The sequence below is a fragment of the Priestia sp. 179-F W1.4 NHS genome, from assembly GCF_045369295.1.
Taxonomy (GTDB): domain Bacteria; phylum Bacillota; class Bacilli; order Bacillales; family Bacillaceae_H; genus Priestia; species Priestia zanthoxyli.
On sequence record NZ_JBIQFF010000008.1, the window covers coordinates 111,871 to 137,017 of the forward strand.

Below are 25,147 nucleotides of genomic sequence, written 5' to 3' on the forward strand. Positions count from 1 at the left end.
TTATTCGAGGCTTTTCAACATTTGAAACCCATTTCGTATAAAGAGTTTTATTTATTTTTCAGGCCAAATTTTTGCATCCGGCTCTAATAACCACTTATGCTCTTCTTCCATAATACGGTCTGTCCATGGATTATTGTCAAGATGGCGAATCATCCAGCAGAAGTACATCGCATAGCCGGGAGCCGTTGCTTGAGGATGATCTAATTCACCTGGAATTGTAATAAAACTATTATCAACTACACGGTATGCACCTTCTCCAACCATTGCACAGCCAAATCCTTGCGGCTTGTCAAAACGATAGTAATATACTTCAGGCTGATCATGATGATGAGGCGAATAGCTCGACCATCTTCCTGGATAAGAAATAACTTCTCCAATAACAAGGTTAGAATAAGGAGCGTTATTATAATCAAAGATTGTCCGAATGACACGCTGAGCGGTACCTTCCCATACTCCTTCACCAGCTACTGTATTTTGACAGTCTTCAGGCGTATATAATTTTGATGAAAATTCTTTTTCATTATCCGTTTTTTGAACTAGTACTTCACTATTGGCAAGCGCGGTAATTTTAACCTCCACATTTTTCGAAACGTGCAAACACCAAGGCTCTTCTTCAAAAAGAGACTCACGCTGAATTTCTTTCGAATGTCCTTCCCACTCTAGCTTTACCTTTCCTTCTAGTAAAAGAATAGCCGTTTCATTGCTGCTGTCTAGTAAAGTTTCCTCTTTTCCTTGAGACATATTATAAATCCCAATATCCATCAGCATATCTTTGTGCTGACCGGCCATTTCTGTAAGTACGTTGTATCCTTTATTTAATTCACCTAATTTACCTAGCATGTTTAACTTCCTCCTTTATGTAGTAGCACAATCAGAATTTACTAATCACTCATTTTTTCTTCATAGACTTTATACATTCTTTTGAATATGTGACTGTGAAGAGTTTTTATTAACAGCAATACTCTTGATTGTATTCAATTATTTGCAGATGCTGTGGCGTTTCTTCGTAACGGAGCCGTCGATTTCCGGACAATCAATTTCGGCTCAAGAAGTAAATGTTCTTTATGCATCGTTGAGTATTCCATTTCTCTAACCAGCAAATCCACTACGTTTACAGCCATTTCTTTTGTCGGTTGTGCTACCGTCGTCAACATGGGCGTGATGGTAGTAGAAAGGACGGTATTATCAAAGCCAATCACTGATAAGTCATTCGGCACATCAATGTTGAATTCTTTTGCCGCTTGTATGACGCCAATAGCCAGTAAATCGTTACAAGCAAAAATAGCCGTCACTTTCTCCTTCATTAAAAAAATTTGCTTAGCACTTTCATATCCTTTTTGAATACTAGCTTCGGTCGTAATAACGTGCTGAGGTAACACAGTGATTCCATTTTCTTGCATGGCATCTCGAAAAGCATCTAAACGGGCGTGATTACTTTTTGCATTTTCTGTAATAATCGCAATTTTTTTATGATGCAAAGATAGCAAATAATCAGTCGCCAAATAGCTTCCCTTATAGTCATCCACTGTCACTGTATTAACAGATATGTGAGGGATTTCTGAAGCAATAACGCTAATGGGTATATCTTGCTTCAGCATATTTTTTAAAAGATTAGCATTGCGAAAAGCAGATGCTACAATTAAACCGTCGATTCTCTGACGAATTAACAGCGATAGATATTTTTTCTCTTTTTCCGCATCGTTATCGGTATTACACATTACAACATGGAAACCTCGCTCATGACTTCGGTCTTCTATACTTCTTGCCAAATCGGCAAAAAAAGGGTTGGAGATGTCGGGTACGAGAAGCCCAATCGTTTTAGTAGGCTTTCCTGTTAAAGCAGATGCTACGACGCTTGGATGGTAATTCAACTGCCCCATAACCTCAATTACTTTTTGCCTTGTTCTTTCACTAATGTGACCGGTTTGATTGATAACTTTTGATACGGTGGAAATTGATACACCTGCTTCTTCAGCCACACTATAGATGGTTGGCTTCATTTCATCTCCTCCTTTCCTTTCATAAACATATAAAAGGCGTAAAACCTTTTACAATAGAAATTAAAGACCGCTTTTTTCTTTAATAAAGTTTCTTGCTTTTAACGCATATTCAAAAGGATTAGCAAGCGCTGGATCCTGTTCTGCTTCTACGACAAACCAGCCGTTATAATCAGAAGCGGCAAGCGTAGTAAATACTTCATCAAATTCAATAACTCCGTCGCCTGGAACAGTAAAGGCTCCTTCTTTTACCGCTTGCAAGAAGCTCAGGTCTTGTTGTTTGACTCGATCAACTACTTCTTGGCGAATATCTTTTAAATGAACATGTTTAATACGATGAAGATATTTTTTTAAGATATAAAGAGGTTCTTCGCCTGAAAAAACAAGATGACCGGTATCAAATAGGAGCGAAACAAGCTCTGGATTGGTAAGCTCCATTAGCTGCTCAATTTCTTCTGTTGTTTGGACGCCTGTTCCCATGTGATGATGATAGACAATATGCATATCTTTCTCTCTTGCTAGTTTCCCAAGATAGTGCAGGCCTTCTATAAGGCTGCTCCACTCTGTTGGCGTGAACACGGGCTTTTCTTTGAATAAAGGTACATCCATCATCCCTTGAATGCTGTGTCCTTGTTCAGATACAACAATTACTTTTGCTCCCATTTCGTATAAAAAATCGCGATGTTCAATAAATGGCGTCACCGTTTCTTCCGGCGGCTTTGTCGTTAAAAATGTACTAAACCATGCGCTTGCAATTTCTAAATTCCGAAGTGATAATGCCTTCCTTAAGATCGAAACATTTCGCGGATATTTGTTTCCTACCTCACTTCCTTTAAAACCGGTTAAAGCCATCTCACTGATACACTGTTCAAATGTATTTTCAGCTCCTAGTTCAGGCATGTCATCATTTGTCCAAGCGATTGGAGCAATCCCCAGTTTGACCGTGTTTTCCTTGAACATGTCTTCCTCTCCCCTATATCAAATTGAAAACGCTATTATATTCACCGAATGTTTCCCCTCAACATCGGCCATTTCTCTTGCTTGTTAATAGCCTCTGGCCATTTCAAGATTTTTCACTTTATCCTTATAGGCTTCTTGTACATGGTAATTTTCAGATACCTCTGCTACTCCTACATGCCACCACGATTCATAACCGTTTGTCATAGTTTTGGGTAGCACTTTAATATCAATTAATGTAGAAGTCTCTTGTTTTTGTGCATCTTCCATTGCCGTTTTTAGTTCTTCAAGAGAGCTTACACGATATGTTTTTACACCGTAGCCTGCGGCGCTGGCTGCAAAATCAATTTTCATCACGTTTCCGTTTAATTTTCCTGTTTCATCGTTTCGATAGCGAAACTCTGTTCCAAAACTCCCCATTCCATTTGACATTTGAAGATTATTAATACATCCAAATCCGGAGTTATCAAACAGTAAAATATTTATCTTTTTTCTTTCTTGAAGGCTTGTAATGAGCTCTGAATGCAGCATTTGATAGCTTCCATCTCCAACCATCGCATACACTTCTTTAGCTGGTTCAGCCAGCTTAACTCCAAGTGCACCTGATACTTCATATCCCATACATGAATATCCATATTCCATATGATAGGTATTGGGTTTATTAGACTTCCACATTCTCTGTAAGTCACCTGGAAGACTTCCAGCTGCACCAACAATGACGGAGTTGTCATCAAGGAGCTTATTTACCTCTCCAATTACTTCTGTTTGCGTTAATTGAGTACCAAGTGATTCTGCATATTCAGCTAAGCTTTCATCTAAATGACCTTTTATTTCTGGAATAAAATCTGCCCCTGTAAAACGTATGCTATGTAGACGCTCTAATTCTGCTTCCCATGCGTCTTTTGCACTTGCAATTTCTGTCGTGTAACCAGACTGATAGCCAATTGACATGAGCTCTTTCCTAAGAGCAAACAACCCTTCTTTTGCATCAGCTACAAGCTTCACGGCATCCAGTTTATTTGCATGAAATTCAGACGTGTTAATAGTAAGAAATTGCACGTCGGGATGTTGAAAAAGCTGTTTAGATGCTGTTGTAAAATCAGTAAATCGAGTGCCTACTCCAATTACTAAATCCGCATCTTTAGCGATTGTATTAGCAGCTGAGTTTCCTGTTACACCTATTCCGCCAAGATTATAGCGATAGTCGCTTTCAACGGCACTTTTCCCAGCTTGAGTTTCTCCAAATGGAATATGGAACTCACTAGCAAATTGTTTTAACTCTTTTGCAGCTTCTGAATACCGAACGCCTCCTCCGCAAATGATGATTGGCTTTTTCTTTGTTTTTATTGCTTGAATTGCATCTGCTAGACTGTCCCTAGTCGGAAGGCGACGCTCAATGCGGTGAACGCGCTTTTGGAAGAAATAAGCTGGAAAGTCCCATGCTTCTCCCTGCACATCTTGAGGCAAACAAATAGTTACAGCTCCCGTATCTGCAGGATTCGTTAACACACGTATCGCATTAATCATAGCTGTCATCAATTGTTCAGGGCGGCTTACGCGATCCCAGTACTTACTCACTGGACGGAAAGCATCGTTTGTAGAAATAGATAAATCATATGACTGTTCAATTTGCTGCAAAACAGGATCAGGCTGTCTAGTTGCAAATACATCGCCGGGAAGCAACAAAACTGGAATGTTATTAGCTGAAGCTGTCGCTGCCGTTGTAACCATATTTGCCGAACCTGGTCCTACTGAAGATGTGCAAGCCATAATCTGCTTTCGATGTTTTTGTTTTGCAAAAGCCATCGCTGCATTGGCCATTCCTTGTTCATTACGTCCTTGATATACATCTAGATTTCCTGGGTCTTCTTCCAAAGCTTGCCCAAGACCTACTACATTTCCGTGCCCGAAAATTGTAAAAATCCCTTTAATAAACTGATGCTGCTTTCCATCAAATTCAACATACTGCTGATTTAAAAACTTCACTAATGCTTGTGCCGTCGTCATTCTAACTGTTTCCATGCTTCTTTCTCCCTTCTAATACTAGATTGCGATTTTAAAAAAGGAAGCATAAGGAATATCTTTAATTCCTGATACCTCCTTTTAAAATGGAATGCGATTTTTAATGAATCACTTACCAGCGCGTTGTTACCATTTTCTTTCTTGTATAAAACTCCACGCCGTCCGTACCATTTGCATGAAGATCACCGTAAAAAGAATCTTTCCAGCCAGAGAATGGGAAGAATGCCATAGGTGCCGGTACCCCTACATTTACTCCTAACATACCAGATTCAATATTTTCACGGAACTCACGTACGCTTGCGCCGCTATCTGTATAAATACAAGCACCGTTTGCAAATCGAGAGTTATTAGCTACTTCAATAGCTTCTTCTAATGTTTTCACACGTACAATAGACAGCACAGGTGCAAAAATTTCATCTTGCCAAATTTTCATTTCTTGCGTAACATGATCAAAAATCGTTGGTCCGACAAAGTAGCCCTTGCCATTTACTGCTGCATCTGTGCGACCGTCACGAATAAGCTCCGCTCCTTCTTGCACGCCTGATTCAATATAGCTGAGCGTACGCTCTTTATGATTTTCACGAATGACTGGTCCTAAGAAGACGTTTTCTTCTAAGCCGTCCCCAATTACAATATCATTTGCTTCCTCTACTAATCTTTCAATTAGCTGATCCGCAATTTCTTCTTGTACAGTAACAACAGATGCTGCCATACAGCGTTCACCTGCTGAACCAAAAGCGGCTCCGATAATTTGTTTTGTTGCTACGTTCAAATCTGCATCATTTAATACAATTGAATGGTTTTTAGCACCGGCTAAAGCTTGAACACGCTTTAAGTTTTCCGTACCTTTTTTGTACACGTACTCAGCTACAGGCTGGGAACCTACAAACGAAATAGCTTTCACTAATTTATGTTCAAGAAGACCGTTTACCACATCATGTGCGCCGTTTACAATATTTAATACACCTTTTGGCAAACCAGCTTCTTCAAACAGCTCAGCTAATCTTGCAGCTAACAGCGGCGTACGCTCAGAAGGCTTTAACACAAATGTATTGCCGCAAGCGATCGCAAGCGGGAACATCCAGCAAGGAACCATCATTGGAAAATTGAACGGTGTAATTCCTCCAATGACGCCAATTGGATAGCGGTACATGCCAGACTCAATATCTGTTGCAATATCAGGAAGCTGTTTCCCCATCATTAACGTAGGAGCTCCTGCCGCGAATTCTACGCATTCAATTCCACGCTGCACTTCACCTCGCGCTTCGTTAAAGCTTTTTCCGTTTTCAACTGTCACTAACTTTGCTAATTCATCCCAGTTATCTACTAATAGCTGCTGATACTTGAATAAAATTCGTGCACGTTTAGGCACAGCTGTTTTTGCCCACCCTTTGAACGCTTCATTTGCTGCTTGCACCGCTTGATCTACGTCTTCTTTTGTAGAAAGAGGTACCTGTGCGATTAATTCACCTGTTGCTGGGTTATACACAGGTTCCGTTTTTGATGCAGCTGATTCAATCCATTGTCCACCAATATAGTTTTTTACTGTTTTTACTGCTGTTTGCGTCATAGAATATCTCTCCCTTTATCTGATTTTAATAAGCTTCTATTCCTTTAATCTCTCAAGATTTTCCCTTTGTTTATTAGGCTTCCTGCAAAACTTCAGTTGCTGTCTCCATAAAGTTGAAGAGCTCAACGCTTGTCGGCATAGCATCTGAACAACTGTGTCTTGAAATGACAATCGAAGCGGAGGCACCCCCCAATCGCATTGCCTGTGGAATTTCCAGTCCTTGCATCAATCCATAAATAAAGGCTGAAGCATAGGAATCACCAGCACCAAACGTTTTCAGAACTTTTGTTTTAAATATTCCTCCACGGTGAGACTTACCATCTCTTGTATAGGCAATAGATCCTTCTCCACCATGCTTAATCACGACGATTTGAGCATGGTGAGAAAACCAGCGCTCTGCTGTTACTTGATCATTAGATTCTTTATAATTTAAAAGTTTTTCCATCATGTCAAACTCTTCTCGCGTACCAATAATTACATCTGATTTTTCAGCAGCTAAATTAAAATAGACTGCCGTTTCAGCTTCCGATTCCCATGTATATGGACGATAGTCAATATCAAAAAACACTACAACTTCATGCTTGCGTGCGTATTCTAATGCTAGAAATACAGCTTCACGAGAAGGACTTTGTGCAAGAGCGGTTCCAGATATTAAAAGAGCCTTTGACTTCTTAATATATTCTTCTGATACTTCTGTAGGATCTAGTTTTAAATCCGCTACGTTATCTCGATACATTAAGATGCTGCAATCTGTAGGGCTCTTGATTTCCGTAAAAGCAAGCCCCGTTACAGCCCCTGTTTTATCGACAGCAATACTATCTGTATTAATCTTATTTTTTTGAAGATACCCAGTAATGAAGCGGCCCATTTGATCATCTGATACTTTTCCGATAAAACCGGTTTTTAAGCCTAGCCTTGCTGCTCCAATCGCAATATTAGCTGGAGAGCCTCCTACATATTTAGTGAATGTTTTAGTCTCTTCCATTGGACGCTGTGTTTCATTTGCATTTAAATCAATACATAAGCGACCGATAGCGATAAAATCTAACTCACGATTTTCTTTAAAAACAAGCGGATTCATCTTTACTCCTCCTTAGTTAAGCGCTTTCCTAAAAAGGCGAAAAGAGCAAGATATTCTCTTTCAGCCCACATTTCTATCATTAATTCACTGCGTATTTTTTATGTTCAATCTTCACTGGCTGCCCTGATAGTAAAGATTTTTTTGCTGCTTTAGCAATTCGTTCTGCCTGTAATCCATCGTTACCTGTACAAATTACGCTTTGATTTTCCATAATTGCTCTTGCAAACTGTGTTACTTCATCTATATATGCTTGTGTATAGCGTTCAAGGAAGAAATATAGCGGCTTCTCTTTCACTACACTTTCGCCTGTTGATATTTCTACTGTAGTTGGACGGCAATTATCAGCAGTAGCGGAACCTTTTTCACCAAAAACTTCAAGGCGCTGGTCGTAACCGTAGACAGCTTGACGACTGTTATCAATCACGCCTAAAGCTCCGTTTGCAAATTTTAATGACACAATTGCCGTATCTATATCCCCTGCTTCTTCAATAGCAGGATCGATGAGCGTCGTCCCGTAAGCCGATACTTCAATTACTTCACTGTCCATTACATAACGAGCCATATCAAAATCATGAATCATCATATCCATGAACAATCCTCCTGAAGCGCGGACGTATTCTGGACTCGGAGGCTGAGGATCTCTGGAGGTGATTTTTAAAATGTGCGGCTGTCCTACTTCTCCTTGCTGTACAAGATCATGCACTTTTTTAAAGTTGGGATCAAATCGTCGGTTAAAGCCAACTTGAAGCTGTACGCCGTGTTCTTTTACTACTTCTAACGCTTGGATTGTTTCTTCTACTGAAAAACTAACGGGCTTTTCACAGAAAATATGCTTTTTCGCTCGAGCAGCTTCTTCAATAATCGATGCGTGCGTATTCGTTGGCGAACAAATGAGAACGGCATCAATTTCTGAATCTGCTAATAAATCTTGATAATTTGTTGTTAACGTTGAAATTCCTTTACTTGCAGCCCACTCGTGCAAATGATCTACCACTACGTCTGAAACCGCTTTAATTTTTATTTGCGGCATTAATTTTAAATTATCAACATGTAATTTACCTATTCGTCCAGCACCAATTATTCCAATTGTAAGAATCCCCATCTTATTTTCCCCTTTAATTAAAAGTTAAGAAAACATTCGCTCAAACCTATTTTTAGGTTAAGCGCTTTCCTATTTCCAATTATACATACTGTTTTTTGAAATGCAACATTTTTTATAGATTATTTAGAATATTTGTTTTTTATTCATCTGATTGTACAGTATGAAAAACCTTATTTTTATCTATTTATGCTTAAAATTAAGGGAATTCTCTATATTTAAGTATTCTTATAATAAGGGCAAGTTATTATAATCTTATCTACTACTATTTCCACTGTTGAAATCATTTAATTGAAAATTAGATATATTTAAAATTTTAATTGACGTTTAAAAAATGTAAGCGTATACTTTTTATCAAATAGATTAAGCGCTTAACCAAATTAGTTTGATGTTTTCAATAAAATAATCGATCTGGTGGTGTGGAAAAATGAATGAATTTATTTCCAGAAAAACAGCTCTTGACAGGATTGGGATCCCTTCTCATTTAACGTGGGGATACATAGGTATTATTGTTTTTATGATTGGCGATGGCTTAGAACAAGGATGGTTATCTCCTTATCTTGTAGAAAGAGGTTTAACCATTGAACATGCTGCTTTACTTTTTACCGTTTACGGTATTACGGTCTCTATTTCTTCCTGGTTCTCCGGCGTACTGGTTCAGCTGTGGGGTCCTAGAAAAGCAATGGCATTCGGCTTGATATCCTTTATTATTGGTTCAATTGGATTTATAGGTATAGGACTTCATATTATGAATTACACAATTATATTAATTTGCTATGCTCTTAGAGGATTTGGCTACCCTTTATTTGCTTACTCATTCTTGGTCTGGGTGTCTTACCGCACGCCCCAGGAAATGCTTTCAAAAGCAGTAGGCTGGTTTTGGTTTGTCTTCCAGCTTGGTTTAAGCGTAATCGGAGCTTTTTATTCCAGTTACATGGTTCCTAAAATCGGCGAAATTGCTACCTTGTGGAGTGGTTTACTTTTTGTTTTGATCGGCGGAATCTTTTCAATTATCATGAATAAAGACAGATTTACCGTTCAAAAAGTAAGCGATAACAAAACAAAAGAATTAATGAAAGGGATTACAATTGCATTTGAGAACCCTAAAGTAGGAATCGGTGGAGTTGTAAAGATTATTAATTCCGCTGCTCAATTTGGATTTGTTGTCTTCTTGCCAACCTATATGATGAAACACGATTTCACAATGAGCGAATGGCTTCAAATCTGGGGCACTCTGTTTTTTGTGAATATGGCTTTTAATATTATTTTTGGTATTGTTGGAGATAAATTTGGCTGGGTAAATACAATCAAATGGTTTGGTGGAGTAGGATGCGGAATTGTAACACTCGCTCTTTACTATGTACCTCAATTCGTAGGACATAATTATTGGGTAATGATGATTGTCGCATGCTGTTACGGTGCAACACTAGCAGGATATGTCCCTCTTACAGCGTTAGTGCCTTCCTTAGCTCCGGAGAATAAAGGAGCTGCGATGTCCGTATTGAATTTAGGATCTGGACTTTCTGCTTTTGTAGGCCCTTTAATTGTAACTATTTTCATAGGTCTTTTAGGCACGGGCGGCGTAATCTGGATCTTTGCTTGCCTATATTTCTTTGGAGCTTTTTTAACGGGTTTCCTTACAATTCCAACAGAAACAACAGTCAAAGGCGAAACAATAAACGAAGTCAAAAATCCGGTCTCTCTATAAATATTATTAAGTAAAAAAGCTGCATGTGCCCAGGCACATGCAGCTTTTTCTTTTCTCTGTTTTATAGCTTTTTTACCGACGCACGTTCTACTAGTTCTGGAATAATTGTTATTCGCTGCTTTGCATGCTCTTCTTTTTTCATAGACTTTAACAGCTGTTCGAACGTACTAGTTGCCATCTGCGAAATAGGTTGTTCAATCGTTGTCAAACCAGGCTCAGCAATATCCGCATAAATTGTATTATCAAATCCAATTACCGACAGATCTCCTGGAATTGAAAGCCCCTGCTTTCTTGCCTCATTTATGAGGGATATTCCAATTAAGTCCGTACATGCAAAGACTGCTGTCGGCCTATTAGGCAAAGAAAGCAGCTGTTTACTTGCTCTTCTGCTATCTTCTACTGTTGAATAACAGCTGATAATGGACTGATTTTCTAGTGATAAATTTGCCTCTGTGAGCGCTTGTTTAAATCCTGCTAATCGCCCCTCACTGCTTTTTCTATCTTTTTCAGTGATAATCGTTACCGATTGATGACCTTTTTCTATTAAATACGTACCTGCGATATATCCTCCGCGAACGTTATCAATTGTCACTACATGCGTTGAGATAGAAGGATGATCAACTGAAAACAATACAAGTGGTACATCATGCTTCACAATTTTCTTTACGAGCTTCGTATCATTTAGTTCGGTTGCGATAATAATTCCATCTACTTGCTTTTTGAATAAAAGATCTATGTATTCATGCTCACGTTCTGTTTGATGATCCGTACTGCATAAAAAAAGCGTGTATCCCGCTGCTCTGGCACTATTCTCAAAAGCTCTTGCTACCTCTGCGAAAAAAGGATTAGAGATGTCAGGAACTAGCACGCCAATCGTGTATGTCTTTTTCCCAGTTAACGCAGCTGCAACACTGCTAGGCTGATAATCTAATTCCATCATTACTTCATTTACTTTTTTTATCGTTTTTTCACTAATACGGCCTGTCTGATTGATTACTTTGGATACAGTGGCTATCGATACCCCTGCTTCTTTCGCAACATCGTAAATGGTTGGTTTCACTTTCACTGTTCCTTTCTTCGTGATCTCTTTCCTTATTTTATCACGAAAGTATTCAATCGTTTATTTTAGATATATGCTTTAGCTTTAAAAGAGACATAAAAAAGCTGCTCTACTTGAAACAGCTTTTTTATAAATGATTAATTGTTGTTCAACGATTGCTTGCTCATCCATTCCATTATGGTTGTTGTAGCTCCATTTATTTTAGCGTTGGGTTCATTATTATACAGATATATCCAAGATGAATGCCCGTTATACTGATAGGGCGAACCATCATTATTTTTGTATAAACCCGTGGTGTCATGCACATCTTCAAATAGTGATAAATAAGCATTATTTGCATGGCTTTTCACCAAACGTTCATAAGTTGGAAGAGTGTTAATCGTTGGTGGAAGAACCGTATCATTTTTAGCGGCTACGAACCAAATAGGCGTTTCTTTCATCTTTTCAAGATCTTGATCCGTAATTAATCTATCATTTAGTCCTTCACATACTGGAAATGCTGCTGCAAAATAGTTTGGATAATCACGAATCATAAGCATAGTCATATATCCGCCGTTAGATGCTCCTCCGATATAGATTCTATTGGGATCAATATCAGGATTTTTAGCAACATATTCTTGAATTAGTGCCATCAGTGATTCTTTATAAATCGAAGTTCCATCCGCTTCACCTGTATAACCATCCATCCATTTCGTTGGCGCTTGAGGTACTAAAACGTAGGCGCCTTTAAAATAAGCCTGAGTTTCATTTGTGACAAAGCTAACAGCTTTATTGGCAGATAAGGGAATTGTTGCATCTGTTCCTCCCTCTCCTCCTCCATGCAGCCAAATAATTAACGGATTCTTTTTCTTATCTTTTTTCGGCGCGTAACTTGCGTATGCCAATTCCATATTATAATATATACCTTTTTGAATGGTAAAATCATCTACGAGCTCTCTTTTCTCTCCCTTAAACTGTTTCACTACAAGCCCTGACAACTTTCCTTTTTTTGTTATCATGTCTTTTTGCTGGGTAATGGTATATTGACTGTCTATCCATGCATTTAACCCTGTACCATATTCATCATAATTTAGTGGTGCTCCTAATGAAACAGCTGGTCCAACTTCCATTTCTAAAACTGCATATTTTCCAGTATGTACGGCTGGTTGTCCATCTTTATCGGATACATAGGCTTTTTTTATTGTACGATCTCCTTGTTCCAATAAAGACGGTTTTAATCGACTATCACTTCGAGCCACATGCACCTTAAACGTTTCTTTTGTAAGTGAATTGGTTGGAACAGGTTCACCTAAGTCAATAATAATTTTTGTGATCACCGCTCCCCAGTCATATATCTCTGTCACTGTACGATAAGATGTAGCTTTTTCGTGCGCCTGTTTCGCAAGCGCTTCTTTCTCATAAGAGAGTACAATGCCAATTGCTAGACTCCATGTAACAGCCAATAGTACATATTTTTTTAATGTTTGATACATGATGGACTCCTCCTTTTAAATTAGAATAGGAATATTAACATTCTCATTCTATTTCGAATAACATGTAACCGCTTACTTACTTGTGTTCTATTTTACGTGACCTCTCTCTCTTTCTACACATAATTATTTTCCGTTACCTAGTGGAAAACTTTGTAACTATATTCCAATAAGCATATTCTATAAGTCCTTGAAAAAATTTTTTTATTTTATGTATAAAAACTATCTATTAATCAAATCATAATCTTAACCTTATAAAAGGAGTTGATTATGATGGCAAACAGCAGAAATAAGAGCAGCAACGAATTAGCAGTACACGGTGCTCAACAAGCAATCGATCAAATGAAGTATGAGATCGCTAGCGAATTTGGCGTAACTCTTGGTCCTGACACAACTGCACGCGCAAACGGCTCAGTAGGCGGAGAAATCACAAAACGCCTTGTGCAAATGGCTGAACAGCAACTTGGCGGCGGACGTTTCTAAATCACTATCATAAGCAATACGGCTGGAGGAAGAGCGAATGACCGTTCTTCCTTTTTCCCATTTTTATATAATGTCTTATCGCGTTCCTTCTCATCTATATGTATCTAAAACAAAATCACTACCCCCATAACGTTCACATCCGGTTATATAAGATTCTCTTTCTCTCACAATAGACTGTGTATAATAAAACATAAAAAGAAGTTCCTTTTATAGGAACTTCTTTTATCTCACTTTATAAATGTGCAAGCTCTTCAGATATCTTTTCGGTCTTTGCTTTGAGCTGTTCTTGCTGACCTTCTAAATCAGCGATTACAGCTAACACTTCTGTATTGGTCGGTTCTTCTTCATACTGTTTTAACGTAGCGACCAGAGACTGTGAAACTTTGATGAGCTCTTGATTAACTTCTTGCTGCTGTTTCAAATAGTCAAGTTCATATTCCGTTTTTTCTAGATTTCTCATCGGTCCCCTTCCTTTCGTTAACTAGCTTTTATTTAAGAACGCAGTCTTTTATTATCTTATTTATTTCCTTCAACATTACCTTATTTTATTTTCGTGATTGCCGTATAACATTTTTTCATTCATTGGGTCAGCTGATTTTTTAGCAGGTGTCACGGTTTGTCCTAGAGCTGAATTGTGTTTATCATGCTCAACTGCGTCTACCATCAGCAAAACTTTTCCGTTTTTAAGATCAGATACATACGAGAAAGCTTCCGCAGCAGGTACACCATATTCGGTTAATTGATTTTCGATTCGATTAACATCTTGATCCATTTTTTCTTCAGACGAAGTAAAAGCATTTTTTATTTTCTCCATAAAGGATTGATGGTGCTTTGAGTGTTGATCTGTATCAACTGTTTGCACATCGATTCCTGCAGAACGCTCAATCACTTCTGTATTTTCATGATGCGGACCACTGTTTGTCAAAACAGAAAGTGCACTGTCCGGATATCCCTGTGTTTTTAAATTTCGAATCGCTGTAATAACGGCCTCTTCTGAATCATACGTACCTACTACATTTTTTGTCATTTTCTATTCCTCCTAGGTATTATCATTTTTTAGCTTGTTATAGTATTAATACCCTTGGATTTTTTGGTAAAACTTTTTAACTTTATCTCTAGCTCTCCTTACAAGGAGATACCAATAAAACAACAGACCTGAATCTAAAAATTCAAGTCTGTTTCATGATATCAATGATTTTTATTATAAAATTGGTGACAGTAAGCGAGATACCGCTTCTTTAAATTTTATAAGAAGAGAGCGCTCTTTATATCGTTCAAACGTTAATTTTGAACTGCATTGCACATCTTCAAGAAACAGGTTCTGCAACTTTTTGGAAATAGGCTGGTCATATACAACTGCATTCACTTCAAAATTAAGGCTGAAACTTCGCGGATCGATATTCGTCGTTCCTACAGAAGACACTTCATTATCTACTACAATCGTTTTAGCATGCAAAAAGCCTTTTTCATAGAGATAAATATTCGCACCGTATGCCAGCAGTTCCCCTACATGAGACCACGTAGCCCAATAAACAAAAGGATGATCAGGTTTGTTTGGAATCATAATATGAATCTCTACTCCAGATAATAAAGCAATTTTACAAGCATCCATAAAGCTTGCGTCAGGAATAAAGTAAGGCGTTTGAAGGTATACACTTTCTTTGGCCGACATAATCAATGAGATATACATGTTTTTCAGGTGCTGGGTAGTCGAATTGGGACCGCTTGCTACAATTTGTACAGGAACTGTTCCAGAATGAGTTTCTGTACGATGCAAAAATTGTTCCAGTTCAATTGGCTGCTTTGTTGCTTGATGCCAATCTAAAATGAATCGCCCTTGAATATCGTTCACTGACTCTCCTTTAATGCGAAAATGAGTGTCTCTCCAATAACCCATTTTTGGATCTAACCCTAAATATTCATCTCCTACGTTAAATCCTCCTATGTATGCTACTTCACCATCGATAATACAAAGCTTTCGATGATTTCGATTGTTAATCCGAAAATTAATTAAGCGAAGAATTGAAGGGAAAAATGCCTGTGCTTCGCCGCCATATGAAATAAGCTCCTTAAAGAATGATGGCGTCATTTTTCTAGATCCTACTTCATCATAAAGAACGCGAACCTTTATGCCTTCTTTTGCTTTTTTTGTTAGCTCATCTCTTAATTTTTTCCCAAGATTATCTCGTTGAATAATATAATATTGAATATTAATTTCTTTTTTAGCATTTCGAATATCCTCAAACAATGCCTCAAATTTTTGATTACCGTCACTGAAGATATCAATTTCGTTGTCGATGCGCACAAGTGACTTAGAAGAATTTAAATTAGTGAACAGCAGTTTATTATGTTGAATCAATAAATCATTTCGATATTCATGGGTAGCTTTAAGTTCTTTCAATTGTTCATCTACTGAAGACCTTAAATATTCCCGCTCATCAGATGATAATTTATAAAAGTTCTTCTGTTTTAGCTGTCTTCCAAAGAATAGATATACAATAAAGCCGACAATCGGTATAAAAAATAAAATAAGAAGCCACGCCCATGTAGATCCTATATCTCTTCGTTCAATGAAAATAAGAATACCGGCTAATAAAATATTAATAGCTGTTACAACAGATACACTTAGTGTAAAGATATGGGCAAATTCCATCCTTTTACTCCTTTCTTTCTATTATATCGCTTTATTAACTCATTCCCTTTTTTAACGTTCTCATTCACTTTACTATACATAACACAGATGGCTTCCTTTTTCATCTTTAGGATCCAAATTTTATTGTTTTTTCTTTTTTGCTACACTAAACATGTGAAATATTTCTTTTTATTGTGTATTAAAAACAAGGGGGGAGATAATTTGTTTTTTTCGTTTATTTTTCTTAGCCTCATCAATGTATTTGTCAGTATTAGCCTAGGATATACGGCTTATCAATTATTTAGAAAAGCATTTATTGGAGGTATTCTTACGTGTATCCTTGCTTGCAGTGCTCCGATCTTATTTGTATGGCCTTCCCTGTTTTTATCAACGGGCATATCACTTTCTCTCTACTTTCTCATTATTTACTCAAAAAAGCACATATCATCTAATATGTGAATAAAAAACACGAAAATCTAAGATTTCCGTGTTTTTTATCTACAAGCTGTATACGTAATAATCCTGCACGTGATATGAATCGAAGCCGCATGTTTCGTAAAGTTGCAAAGCGCGTTTGTTTTTTGCTTCAACCTCAAGAAATACATCATACCCTAGCTGATGCTGCTGTAAAACGACTTGTTTTAAAGCAGCCTTTCCTATTCCTAATTTTTGATAGGAAGGTAAAATACCAAATCCATAAATCCATGCTTCGCTTTTATCATAAGATACCCTTAACTTTCCAACCGCTTGACTATTGTACTCTACGATAAAATGATTTTGCTGTTCTTCCGTTTTCATTTGCTCATAATAAGCAGCTGCTTCTGTTAAAGACATACCAAAGCATTCCATATCAACTTGCATTTCCATTTTCATATCGGTATCTAATAGGGAAGAGCGAAGTGTAACAAAGGGATTATCATCTTCTAATTCTTTTTTCACCCACTTCATTTGATATTCTGAAAAAGTAAATGAACATGGAATCTTCTTTAAGAACTCCCTGCCTGAAATCGAATCGCCAGGAGCATTTAATAAAATCTCTGTATACTCACGCTTCTTACACATATGTAAAGCTTGAGAAAACAGCTTTGAAAAAATCTTTTTTCGGCGATAGCTAGGATCGACCATTCCGCATATTTCTACTGTATTCCCAAACCCATAAAGACCAATAAATCCAACAAGCTGATTATTTTCATAATAAAAAAAATCGTTAACTTCATTTTGTTTTCGACTTCGTAACATGTCAAAATTCAGCTTCAGCTCTATTTTTTCTTCTTGTTGGCAAATAGACTGTAGCTTTTGTATATCTTCTAGTACATGTTGTTTTAACATACGTATCCTCCTGCATCTCTCTTTTTATTATAAGTTCGGCTTTGTTTAACTTTTTCCTTTCATCTTTAGCGCAATGACCGAATAATTATAGGGTAAAGCACGATCAAAAAGCGTATAGAGTAATTAAACTAAATAGGCGGGGTGCTTATGAAAAAGACCATTTTAATAAGTTTTATTGCACTAGTTGCTTTAACCATTATTTATTGCCTGCAGAAAGAATTTATTTTTGCTTTAGCTTTGTGGAGCATTTATGGGACAGTATTATCAATTTTTGTATATTTTTCTTTTCATAAATCAACGGAAGATCGCGAGGGTGAGTAACAATAGCGCTATTAAAAGGTCTGTGAAATAAACCTTTTTACAGACCTTTCGTAAATTTACAACTAGGATGCATGTTGGTAACAATTTAGAAACAAGTATTCTTTATTCTTAGTGTTATAGAAAAAGATATAACCTATTTCACTAAGGAGTTGGATATTCGCATGAAGACAATTACAAAATCTATATCGGTTTTTGCATTAGCAGCTGGCTTTACTTTTTCATCTCTATCTGGAACACTGCCATTCACTCACGAGCAAACAGCAAGTGCAGCAGAAAAAATAAACGCACCGTTCAGCGTATATGAAGTGACAGCAAACGTACTCAATATACGTTCAAAACCTAGCACTCAGGGAAAGATTCTTGATACATTAAGAAAAAAAGATCAAATTGAAGTAGTCAAGTTTGTAAATGCAGACTGGGCTGCCATTAAAATAATTGGCGGCACCGGATATATCAGTACTTCCTATTTAATGAAAGTCCCTACTACTGTTCATACAGCTGCTAACCTTAATTTACGCACAGGGCCTAGCACAAGCAACAAAGTTGTAACAACTGTTCCTAAAGGAAAAAGCGTCAGCTTCTTAGCTTGGGGCTACTCAAAAGATAACAAGCTTTCATTTGATTGGGCTTTTGTAGAATACAACGGCTTTAAAGGATATGTAAGCACTTCGTACTTACAGTTACCTAGTTATAGATAAAAATAGATAACTCCCTTGAATTATTTCAAGGGAGTTTATTTATGGACACCTTATTAATAGTGCCCTGCCCATGAAGCACCGATGATAATTAGTAAAATAAATAGCACAACGATTAACGCAAAGCTACTTCCGTGACCTGCTCCGTATCCATAACCTCCGTAAAAACTCATTTTCTTTCACCTCCCTTTTTTGTAGAATATGTGAAGGGAAATGAAAACGAACATGAGTATTCTTTATCACAAAATTCATTATAATTTATAAGCGTTAACTCTTTTACTAGTAAGGCATAGGATATAGCATCCCGTGGTTCATCTCTACATCTTTCCCTCGTTCCAACTTTTAAAGTAAGGGTATATTCCAGCAATACAAAAAAAGAAGAGTTTATATAACTCTTCTTTTTTATTGAACTGGATTATCAACTTGCATGTAGTCATTATAATATTCTTCTAACGTAATTCCTTTTTTATACACTTTAGAGGCAAGTTCTTTTCCGACAAATCGTATATGCCACGGCTCATATTTATAACCTGTAATCTGCTGCTTTCCCTCTGGATAGCGAACAATGTATCCATATTTATATGAATTTCTTTCAATCCATTTGGCTTCAGGAGTATCTTTAAAACAATCTTGAGCCGCACACTTACCTGTGCTGCTTGATACATCTATACTTAAACCAGTCTGATGCTCACTGCTGCCTGGATGGGCGCTATAATGACTGGCTGCCGCTTCTCCATCTTGCTTTATGTACGCTTGATAAAGAGATTCCTGGCGAATTTGAGAACGATAAGCGGAAACACCGGCTAGGTAAATCCCTTCTCGTTCAGCAGCTGAAAACATTCTTTCTAACGCTTTTGCTGCTTCTGTACGCATTTGTCGCTTTTCAATTTTTTCTTTAAATATAAACCGAACGTCCGGGTATACAAGGTCAGCGGGTTCATAGTGATCAGGAAGAAGATTTTGTTTATTTACTAGCACGGCAATGGATTCTGGGTTCCCAACAACTTCTATGCTATTTTGCTTCTGTTCAGAAGAAGATAAAGGATTATGATCAGACGTGTTCAAATGATCGTCGTGCCGAAATAATCCCTGATAGCCTAGATACGAGAATCCTGCGATCACACCCAGCACTATTAGTAATGCTATTTTTTTATAAAATTTCATATTTCTATACTCCTGACATAATTTAAGCTTTTTAAGACACTCAAACATTGTATATAAATTAAGAAATAATTACTAATATAACAAACTAATTCCTACTATAAATTTCAGTATGCCCCGACCTATTTTTTTCAAACGTTTATTTTAAGCATAAAAAAAGAGATGTCTTCTAAAAGACATCTCTTCTTACTTCTATTCTATAATACTAGTATTAGTCGATAACTGTAATTTTAACTGATCTTCTGCCCCAGTCTTGTGCAGCACTATCTGAAGAAACGAATACGTCAATTCGATTTCCTTTAATTGCGCCACCCGTATCTGCCGCTACAGCTTGACCATAACCTTCAACGTATACTTTTGAACCTAATGGAATAACGCTAGGATCAACCGCAATTACTCGTTGATTTGGATTTGATTTTAAATTTACTCCAGTAGCTGTCGTACCACTGCATCCAGCACAGTTAGCTGTATAAGCTGTTGCTTCAACAGTCATAGACTTGCCGCTAGCTTGCTGTTGAGACTGCTGTTGCTGTTGTTGCTGAGCTTGTTGTTGTTGCTGTTGAGCTGCTTGTTCTTTTTGTGCCTGCTCTTGGGCTGCTGCTTGAGCTTGCTCTTGTTCTTTTTGTGCCTGCTCTTGGGCTGCCTGTGCTTGTGCTGCTGCTTGAGCTTGCTCTTGTTCTTTTTGTGCTTGCTCTTGTGCTGCCTGTGCTTGTGCTGCTGCTTGAGCTTGCTCTTGTTCTTTTTGTGCTTGTTCTTGTGCTGCTACTTGAGCTTGCTCTTGTTCTTTTTGTGCTTGCTCTTGTGCTGCTACTTGAGCTTGCTCTTGTTCTTTTTGTGCTTGTTCTTGTGCTGCTACTTGAGCTTGCTCTTGTTCTTTTTGTGTTTGTTCTTGGGCTGCCTGTTCTTGCTGAGCTTGTGCCGTTTGAGACTGCTGCACTTGTGGAGCTGCCTTTGCTACTGGCGCACTAGCTGTTTGAGATTGAGCTGCTTGTGCCGCTTTAATTTTAAATTGTTCTCCAGGGAAAACTAAGTCTGATGTTAAACCGTTCCATTCTTTAATTTCTTCTACTGTTACGCCATAATGTTGACCGATTGACCACAAAGTGTCACCACGTTTTACAGTATGTACGATTTCTTTTATGCTAGATAAGTTTAGTGTCTGATTTGGATAAATTAGTGTTGATGTTAAGTTATTAGCATCTTTTAGCTCGTCTACGCTCACATTATGATTTTGAGCGATTTTCCATAAAGTGTCACCTTTTTGTACTTCATACGTTCCGCTTGTAGAGGCAGATGCTGCACCTACAAATCCTGCTGAAAGAATTGCCGTTGTCCCTAGAGTAAATACAAATTTCTTCATTTTCCGAATACCTCCTTATTTACTCAATGACTGAATGATACCACCTGTTCATTTCACTTCCATTACAGGAATATTTTACTTTTATTACGGATTTAATTAATTTTAAACATTTTCTTGTAATATTTCTGACAATTCATTTTTGAATAATGATTAAATTTCATCAAAATCATGTCAAAATTTGAAGAAAACTCTATAAAAAGTTGGAGTTGTATTCGGTGATAAAAGTAACTTATCAGCAAAAAAAAACCTTCTAAAAGCTAACTGCTTTTAGAAGGTTTTTTTACTTATATGAAACAGTTAAAGTTGGAGCATATGCAGGATTGTCGCCCCCATAAATTTCAACTACGTCACTTAAAAAGTCCGCTGAACCTGAGCTTGACAAGCGAAACTGAGTTTTGCCGTTCCTATTCATATATCCCAAAAGTGAGGAAGGAAGTTGAATAGTTGTATATCCATTATCGAGTGAAGGCACTGACATTTGGAAGGCCGCTGAAATAGATGGTGAGGCCTGGTAATCTATTTGTTCTAAAGCACTGCTAGTTCCAAATACACCGCTTTTAATATCGCCTTTCAAAGATGAAATATTACCAGTTGAAGATTTGCGATAAATTTTCAAAGATACATCCGTAATACTTGCATCATCAGGTAAAGAGCTTGTATCAAAAGATAAAATGGTTCGGTATGTGTCGGTATTGTACATTCCCTTATCCCCAATTTTATGAATAGAACTACTCATACCGTCAGCTGATAAATTTCCGATAAATCCATCTTCAGCAGCAAGCGAAGAAAATACTGAGGATTTCTCTGAAGTTCCAGAAATTTGATAAACTTCCGTCTTTACTCCCTCTTGATTACCCGCAGCGTCTACACTAAAAAATTTTATTGTTTTGCTAGAGTTGATGCTAATAGGCTCAGAATACTTTAGAGAATTAACAGTTGGTGTACTTCCATCTAATGTATAGTAAGTGGTGGCAGGTTCATTGGGTGATAATGTGACAGAAACAGAACTTCCATACGTTCCTCCCGCTGGTGAAGCAGCTGTAACCGGCGGGGATATATCTCCTGGATTAGGAGCGTCACCATTCTTCGGATGATTTTTAAAAAAGTTCCAACTTAATTTAGTTGCATTTGGCCCTTTAGGATCTGTATAAGAACCGGATGTACTTCCCCCTGACCAAGCATGTCCCATTCCTTCTATCATGTACTTTTCCATTACTGTTTTTCCTGCTGTATCTTTGTAAATATATTGCGTATAGCTTCTTCCACCAGATACTGTACCTGGTAAAGTTTGATCTGCCGTATCATCAATATTGTTATTATCCAGTCCATCAGACGCTCTATCATTTGTTTGAGCCCATTGCGATAGTATTTGATGCGCATTTATAGGGGCAACAGTGTAGTCAGCTGTCCCATGAAACAAAATAACCGGAACCACTCGCTTATGCTCTCCCATGGCTGAATAGGCTAAATCTCCTTGTTGGATAGGATTAGGACCTCCACTGCTCATTGCTGTATAAGCACCTGTTACACTAGTGGCTGCTTTATATTCTAAGCCCGCCCCAACGCTGATAGCCGCAAATATGTCTGGATAAGTAGCTCCCATAATAACACTCATAGCTGCACCAGCAGATAGCCCTCCAACAAAGACTTGGTCGGCATCTATTGAATAACTGCTTTTTATTTGATTAACCATTCCAGCAATTAACGCTGGTTCACCGCTTCCCCTTGATTGATGAGCAGTATCAAACCAGTTCCAACACTTATTTGAATTAGCAGAAGAGGGCTGTTCTGGATAGAGGACAAAGAACTTCTCTGTTTCTGCCAGTGCATTCATTTGTGTTCCTGCTGCAAATTGATCAGGGTCTTGAGTACAGCCATGTAGCATAACTACTAGAGGTAAGGCAGCACCTCCCTGATAACTGCTAGGTACGTACAGTTTGTATGTTCTTCCGTTATATGTTTTAGAGGTAAAACTTCCTGCGGCTGAAGAAGATACAGCACCTAAAGATAAAAAAAGCATAAAAATCATCCCTGCTATAAATAATCGTTTCATCTTCCTGCTTCCTCCTTATATTGATATGGTTATACTTAGCAGCAAACGTACATATCGGTATGGTATGGAAATGAATAAGAGTTACTAGTAAGATGATAGCAAGGTTTTATGTAATAAAATTTATATTGACTGCACGATTTGCCTACAGTTATGAGGACAAATAAAAACATTCATCTCCAAATAAAGAAAACGCTTACATAAAATTGTAAACGATTGTGTCGATAAATACTATAAAAAAGACATACCTTTTAAAAATAGGCCGGTATGTCTTCTATGGATTGCTTACTTAAGTATTCATATTGTGACTCGCTGCAATTTACCATAGCAATGGATTGAGGATAACGCTGTAAATGAGCAGGGAGCTCCTTAAACCCAAACTGATGATAATATTCAGGAAGAATATCGCTATAAAGCATAAAAATAGCGCTGCGCTTCTCTATCTTCATCTTTTTAAAAAAGTCTTCAAGCATATCTCGGCCATACCCCATTCGTTGATAAAGCTGATGAACAACAACGGACCCAATACCATGCAAAGCAAACTTTAATCGAGGAGTTTGTAAAAGAAGCAAAATAAATGAACCAATAATTTGATTCTCTTCATTTACATATACATACCGAATTCCATATGTTTCTTCTTTTTGATTATCTCTAACATACTCTTTGTACGTCCTGCCTTTAGGCCATGCCGCATATCCCATTTGATAGACTTCTGCCAATTCTTCAGACTTTATTTTTCTTAATAACATGAACATCCCCTCTTTATTTATAATCCCATACGTCAGCAGACATTTTTTATGGAGTTAAAAATAGTTCCTGTATGTATATATTATACTTCATCCTACGGAAGCTTTCTTGCTCGGAGTCCTATTAACAGCTAATATGCAGGCTGCTTTCTCAAAAAACTAGAAAGATTCCTGATAGTTGTTCTTCACCCATATCAGTCATATATGTAAAGATACTCTTTATCATTCCATAAAAACATAGAGATGTAAATATATTTCCAGCTTCACTTAGCATACATTATGTATCACCTATCAAAAAAGAGATTGGGCCATAACGAAATGAATGCAATCTAAAGACGAACAACCCGGATAAATAACCTGGGATGCTTGTTCCGCCGCTGTTGCTTTACGTGCAAGGCTTCGCTTTCCGCGAGCGGGCGATGGAGCCTTGCCCTCCAACCAACAGCTAGAAGCACCTCCTACTGAAACCTACGTTCACCATGACCATTAAAAAACACGAACTATCTATTTTTGATAGATAGTTCGTGTTCAACGTTAACTAAACTGCTTTTGTCCCAGCATCTTTATAGTAAAAGTAATCATCATTTTTAAGCTTTTTCGTTCTCTACATACTCCACTAGATGAAAGAAAAAGCGATATGTAAGAACAAGAGCTTCACCTATTGACATTTTTTCATCAAACTCTTTTATAGCATCTAACTCAATATTCACATCCCATAATCCATCTTTATCATTAAATAAAAGCTGGACGCTTGTTGGGCTTTCATTAAGCTCTTTAGCAAAAAATTGTTTTAGTACAGAACCGAATTTTTTTTGCATATGTAACCCCGTTAATACTTTATATGTGCCAAACACATCATCCACTTCAAAAGAACATCCATCAAGCTTAATAAATTCAAACCATTTTGATTCTACATATAGAAATTCACTTCTGTGTTCTTTCAAGTAAGAAAGAGGAGTATCTAAAAACGAAAGAGGAGATTCTTCTGCGATTAGCTCGTCCGTTTCTTTATCTACTCTTTCGATATAAGAATCTTTAAAACGTGAAGATGCCTCTTTTTCTTCTATCATCAGGTTTTGCGGCACCAACTCTTTTTGCAACGCATATTCCTTTTCTTCTTGATATAGAGATAAAGATTGACCTTGAACGTTCATTTCTTTTTCAATATAAGTTTGAATATTACTTTGTAACATAAAAAACCTCCTGATTAATCTGCATCACTATCTTATATCATAACCTAAACAAGTGTTTATAAATATAGCCAAACAAAAAATCCTTAGGCTATGCCTAAGGATAGTAATAATATATTCAAGTATGTATAAAAGATAATTTGGTTGCGGGGACAGGATTTGAACCTGCGACCTTCGGGTTATGAGCCCGACGAGCTACCGAACTGCTCCACCCCGC

The 25,147-nt window shown here is 37.5% G+C and carries 23 protein-coding genes; 4 read left to right on the forward strand and 19 right to left on the reverse strand.

Going from position 1 to position 25,147, the window contains the following annotated elements; genetic code table 11:
• Positions 1-51: 51 nt before the first annotated feature.
• The 7 genes from ACH0CI_RS24285 to iolG all read right to left on the reverse strand — a co-directional run bounded on the left by ACH0CI_RS24285 (position 52) and on the right by iolG (position 8,729).
• The gene (locus ACH0CI_RS24285; RefSeq protein ID WP_406902381.1) at positions 52-840 is read right to left on the reverse strand and encodes a 5-deoxy-glucuronate isomerase; all 789 of its coding nucleotides are present in this window, start codon (positions 838-840) and stop codon (positions 52-54) included.
• Between the two features lie 134 nt (positions 841-974).
• The gene (locus ACH0CI_RS24290; RefSeq protein ID WP_033580685.1) at positions 975-2,000 is read right to left on the reverse strand and encodes a LacI family DNA-binding transcriptional regulator; all 1,026 of its coding nucleotides are present in this window, start codon (positions 1,998-2,000) and stop codon (positions 975-977) included.
• A gap of 60 nt (positions 2,001-2,060) precedes the next feature.
• The gene (iolE, locus tag ACH0CI_RS24295; protein ID WP_406902382.1) at positions 2,061-2,957 is read right to left on the reverse strand and encodes a myo-inosose-2 dehydratase; all 897 of its coding nucleotides are present in this window, start codon (positions 2,955-2,957) and stop codon (positions 2,061-2,063) included.
• An 84-nt stretch (positions 2,958-3,041) separates the two neighbouring features.
• Complete coding sequence (gene iolD / locus ACH0CI_RS24300; RefSeq protein WP_034268096.1) at positions 3,042-4,976, reverse strand: 3D-(3,5/4)-trihydroxycyclohexane-1,2-dione acylhydrolase (decyclizing); 1,935 nt, start codon at positions 4,974-4,976, stop codon at positions 3,042-3,044.
• 112 nt (positions 4,977-5,088) lie between these two features.
• On the reverse strand, positions 5,089-6,546 hold the full coding sequence (locus ACH0CI_RS24305; RefSeq protein WP_028414349.1) for a CoA-acylating methylmalonate-semialdehyde dehydrogenase: 1,458 nt from the start codon (positions 6,544-6,546) through the stop codon (positions 5,089-5,091).
• Between the two features lie 73 nt (positions 6,547-6,619).
• Positions 6,620-7,627, reverse strand: a complete 1,008-nt coding sequence (gene iolC / locus ACH0CI_RS24310; RefSeq protein ID WP_028414350.1) for a 5-dehydro-2-deoxygluconokinase — start codon at positions 7,625-7,627, stop codon at positions 6,620-6,622.
• 79 nt (positions 7,628-7,706) lie between these two features.
• Entirely contained in the window at positions 7,707-8,729 is a 1,023-nt protein-coding gene (iolG, locus tag ACH0CI_RS24315) for an inositol 2-dehydrogenase (protein ID WP_406902383.1), read from the reverse strand.
• Between the two features lie 424 nt (positions 8,730-9,153).
• On the opposite strand from iolG, the gene ACH0CI_RS24320 reads away from it, so the two are divergent.
• Positions 9,154-10,434: an MFS transporter gene (locus tag ACH0CI_RS24320; RefSeq protein ID WP_033580688.1), complete on the forward strand. Its 1,281-nt coding sequence runs from the start codon at positions 9,154-9,156 to the stop codon at positions 10,432-10,434.
• 61 nt (positions 10,435-10,495) lie between these two features.
• On the opposite strand, the gene ACH0CI_RS24325 is transcribed toward ACH0CI_RS24320, so the two are convergent.
• Together ACH0CI_RS24325 and ACH0CI_RS24330 are read right to left on the reverse strand one after the other, a co-directional pair.
• Positions 10,496-11,494 carry a LacI family DNA-binding transcriptional regulator gene (locus ACH0CI_RS24325; protein WP_406902384.1) on the reverse strand — a complete coding sequence of 333 codons (999 nt, stop codon included), beginning with the start codon at positions 11,492-11,494 and terminating at the stop codon, positions 10,496-10,498.
• Between the two features lie 137 nt (positions 11,495-11,631).
• Positions 11,632-12,966 carry a prolyl oligopeptidase family serine peptidase gene (locus tag ACH0CI_RS24330; protein WP_406902385.1) on the reverse strand — a complete coding sequence of 445 codons (1,335 nt, stop codon included), beginning with the start codon at positions 12,964-12,966 and terminating at the stop codon, positions 11,632-11,634.
• A gap of 270 nt (positions 12,967-13,236) precedes the next feature.
• Between ACH0CI_RS24330 and ACH0CI_RS24335 the strand changes: the two genes are divergently transcribed.
• Positions 13,237-13,446, forward strand: coding sequence for an alpha/beta-type small acid-soluble spore protein (locus ACH0CI_RS24335; RefSeq protein ID WP_016762907.1), 210 nt, complete (start codon positions 13,237-13,239; stop codon positions 13,444-13,446).
• A 232-nt stretch (positions 13,447-13,678) separates the two neighbouring features.
• On the opposite strand, the gene ACH0CI_RS24340 is transcribed toward ACH0CI_RS24335, so the two are convergent.
• From ACH0CI_RS24340 to ACH0CI_RS24355, 4 genes are all read right to left on the reverse strand, one after another.
• The gene (locus ACH0CI_RS24340) at positions 13,679-13,906 is read right to left on the reverse strand and encodes a hypothetical protein (RefSeq protein ID WP_028414355.1); all 228 of its coding nucleotides are present in this window, start codon (positions 13,904-13,906) and stop codon (positions 13,679-13,681) included.
• 75 nt (positions 13,907-13,981) lie between these two features.
• Positions 13,982-14,473, reverse strand: a complete 492-nt coding sequence (locus ACH0CI_RS24345; protein ID WP_406902386.1) for a YflT domain-containing protein — start codon at positions 14,471-14,473, stop codon at positions 13,982-13,984.
• 174 nt (positions 14,474-14,647) lie between these two features.
• Positions 14,648-16,099 carry a cardiolipin synthase gene (gene cls / locus ACH0CI_RS24350; protein ID WP_335707916.1) on the reverse strand — a complete coding sequence of 484 codons (1,452 nt, stop codon included), beginning with the start codon at positions 16,097-16,099 and terminating at the stop codon, positions 14,648-14,650.
• Between the two features lie 477 nt (positions 16,100-16,576).
• Positions 16,577-17,407, reverse strand: a complete 831-nt coding sequence (locus ACH0CI_RS24355; protein ID WP_034268110.1) for a GNAT family N-acetyltransferase — start codon at positions 17,405-17,407, stop codon at positions 16,577-16,579.
• A 147-nt stretch (positions 17,408-17,554) separates the two neighbouring features.
• Between ACH0CI_RS24355 and ACH0CI_RS24360 the strand changes: the two genes are divergently transcribed.
• Both ACH0CI_RS24360 and ACH0CI_RS24365 read left to right on the forward strand, forming a co-directional pair.
• A complete protein-coding gene (locus ACH0CI_RS24360) occupies positions 17,555-17,728 on the forward strand; it encodes a hypothetical protein (RefSeq protein ID WP_165573906.1) in 174 nt (57 codons plus the stop codon).
• A gap of 161 nt (positions 17,729-17,889) precedes the next feature.
• Positions 17,890-18,426 (forward strand): SH3 domain-containing protein, encoded by a 537-nt coding sequence (locus ACH0CI_RS24365; RefSeq protein ID WP_033580693.1) that lies wholly within the window; start codon positions 17,890-17,892, stop codon positions 18,424-18,426.
• A gap of 53 nt (positions 18,427-18,479) precedes the next feature.
• On the opposite strand, the gene ACH0CI_RS24370 is transcribed toward ACH0CI_RS24365, so the two are convergent.
• The 6 genes from ACH0CI_RS24370 to ACH0CI_RS24395 form a co-directional block, all read right to left on the reverse strand.
• On the reverse strand, positions 18,480-18,596 hold the full coding sequence (locus ACH0CI_RS24370) for a YjcZ family sporulation protein (protein WP_155010634.1): 117 nt from the start codon (positions 18,594-18,596) through the stop codon (positions 18,480-18,482).
• A 229-nt stretch (positions 18,597-18,825) separates the two neighbouring features.
• Positions 18,826-19,587 (reverse strand): M15 family metallopeptidase, encoded by a 762-nt coding sequence (locus ACH0CI_RS24375; protein ID WP_406902387.1) that lies wholly within the window; start codon positions 19,585-19,587, stop codon positions 18,826-18,828.
• 208 nt (positions 19,588-19,795) lie between these two features.
• Positions 19,796-20,944, reverse strand: coding sequence for a 3D domain-containing protein (locus tag ACH0CI_RS24380; RefSeq protein WP_406902388.1), 1,149 nt, complete (start codon positions 20,942-20,944; stop codon positions 19,796-19,798).
• Between the two features lie 280 nt (positions 20,945-21,224).
• The gene (locus tag ACH0CI_RS24385) at positions 21,225-22,997 is read right to left on the reverse strand and encodes an extracellular catalytic domain type 1 short-chain-length polyhydroxyalkanoate depolymerase (protein ID WP_098113527.1); all 1,773 of its coding nucleotides are present in this window, start codon (positions 22,995-22,997) and stop codon (positions 21,225-21,227) included.
• Positions 22,998-23,245: 248 nt separating this feature from the next.
• Positions 23,246-23,743, reverse strand: coding sequence for a GNAT family N-acetyltransferase (locus ACH0CI_RS24390; protein WP_406902389.1), 498 nt, complete (start codon positions 23,741-23,743; stop codon positions 23,246-23,248).
• A 584-nt stretch (positions 23,744-24,327) separates the two neighbouring features.
• Positions 24,328-24,933, reverse strand: a complete 606-nt coding sequence (locus ACH0CI_RS24395) for a hypothetical protein (RefSeq protein ID WP_028412728.1) — start codon at positions 24,931-24,933, stop codon at positions 24,328-24,330.
• Between the last annotated feature and the right edge of the window lie 214 nt (positions 24,934-25,147).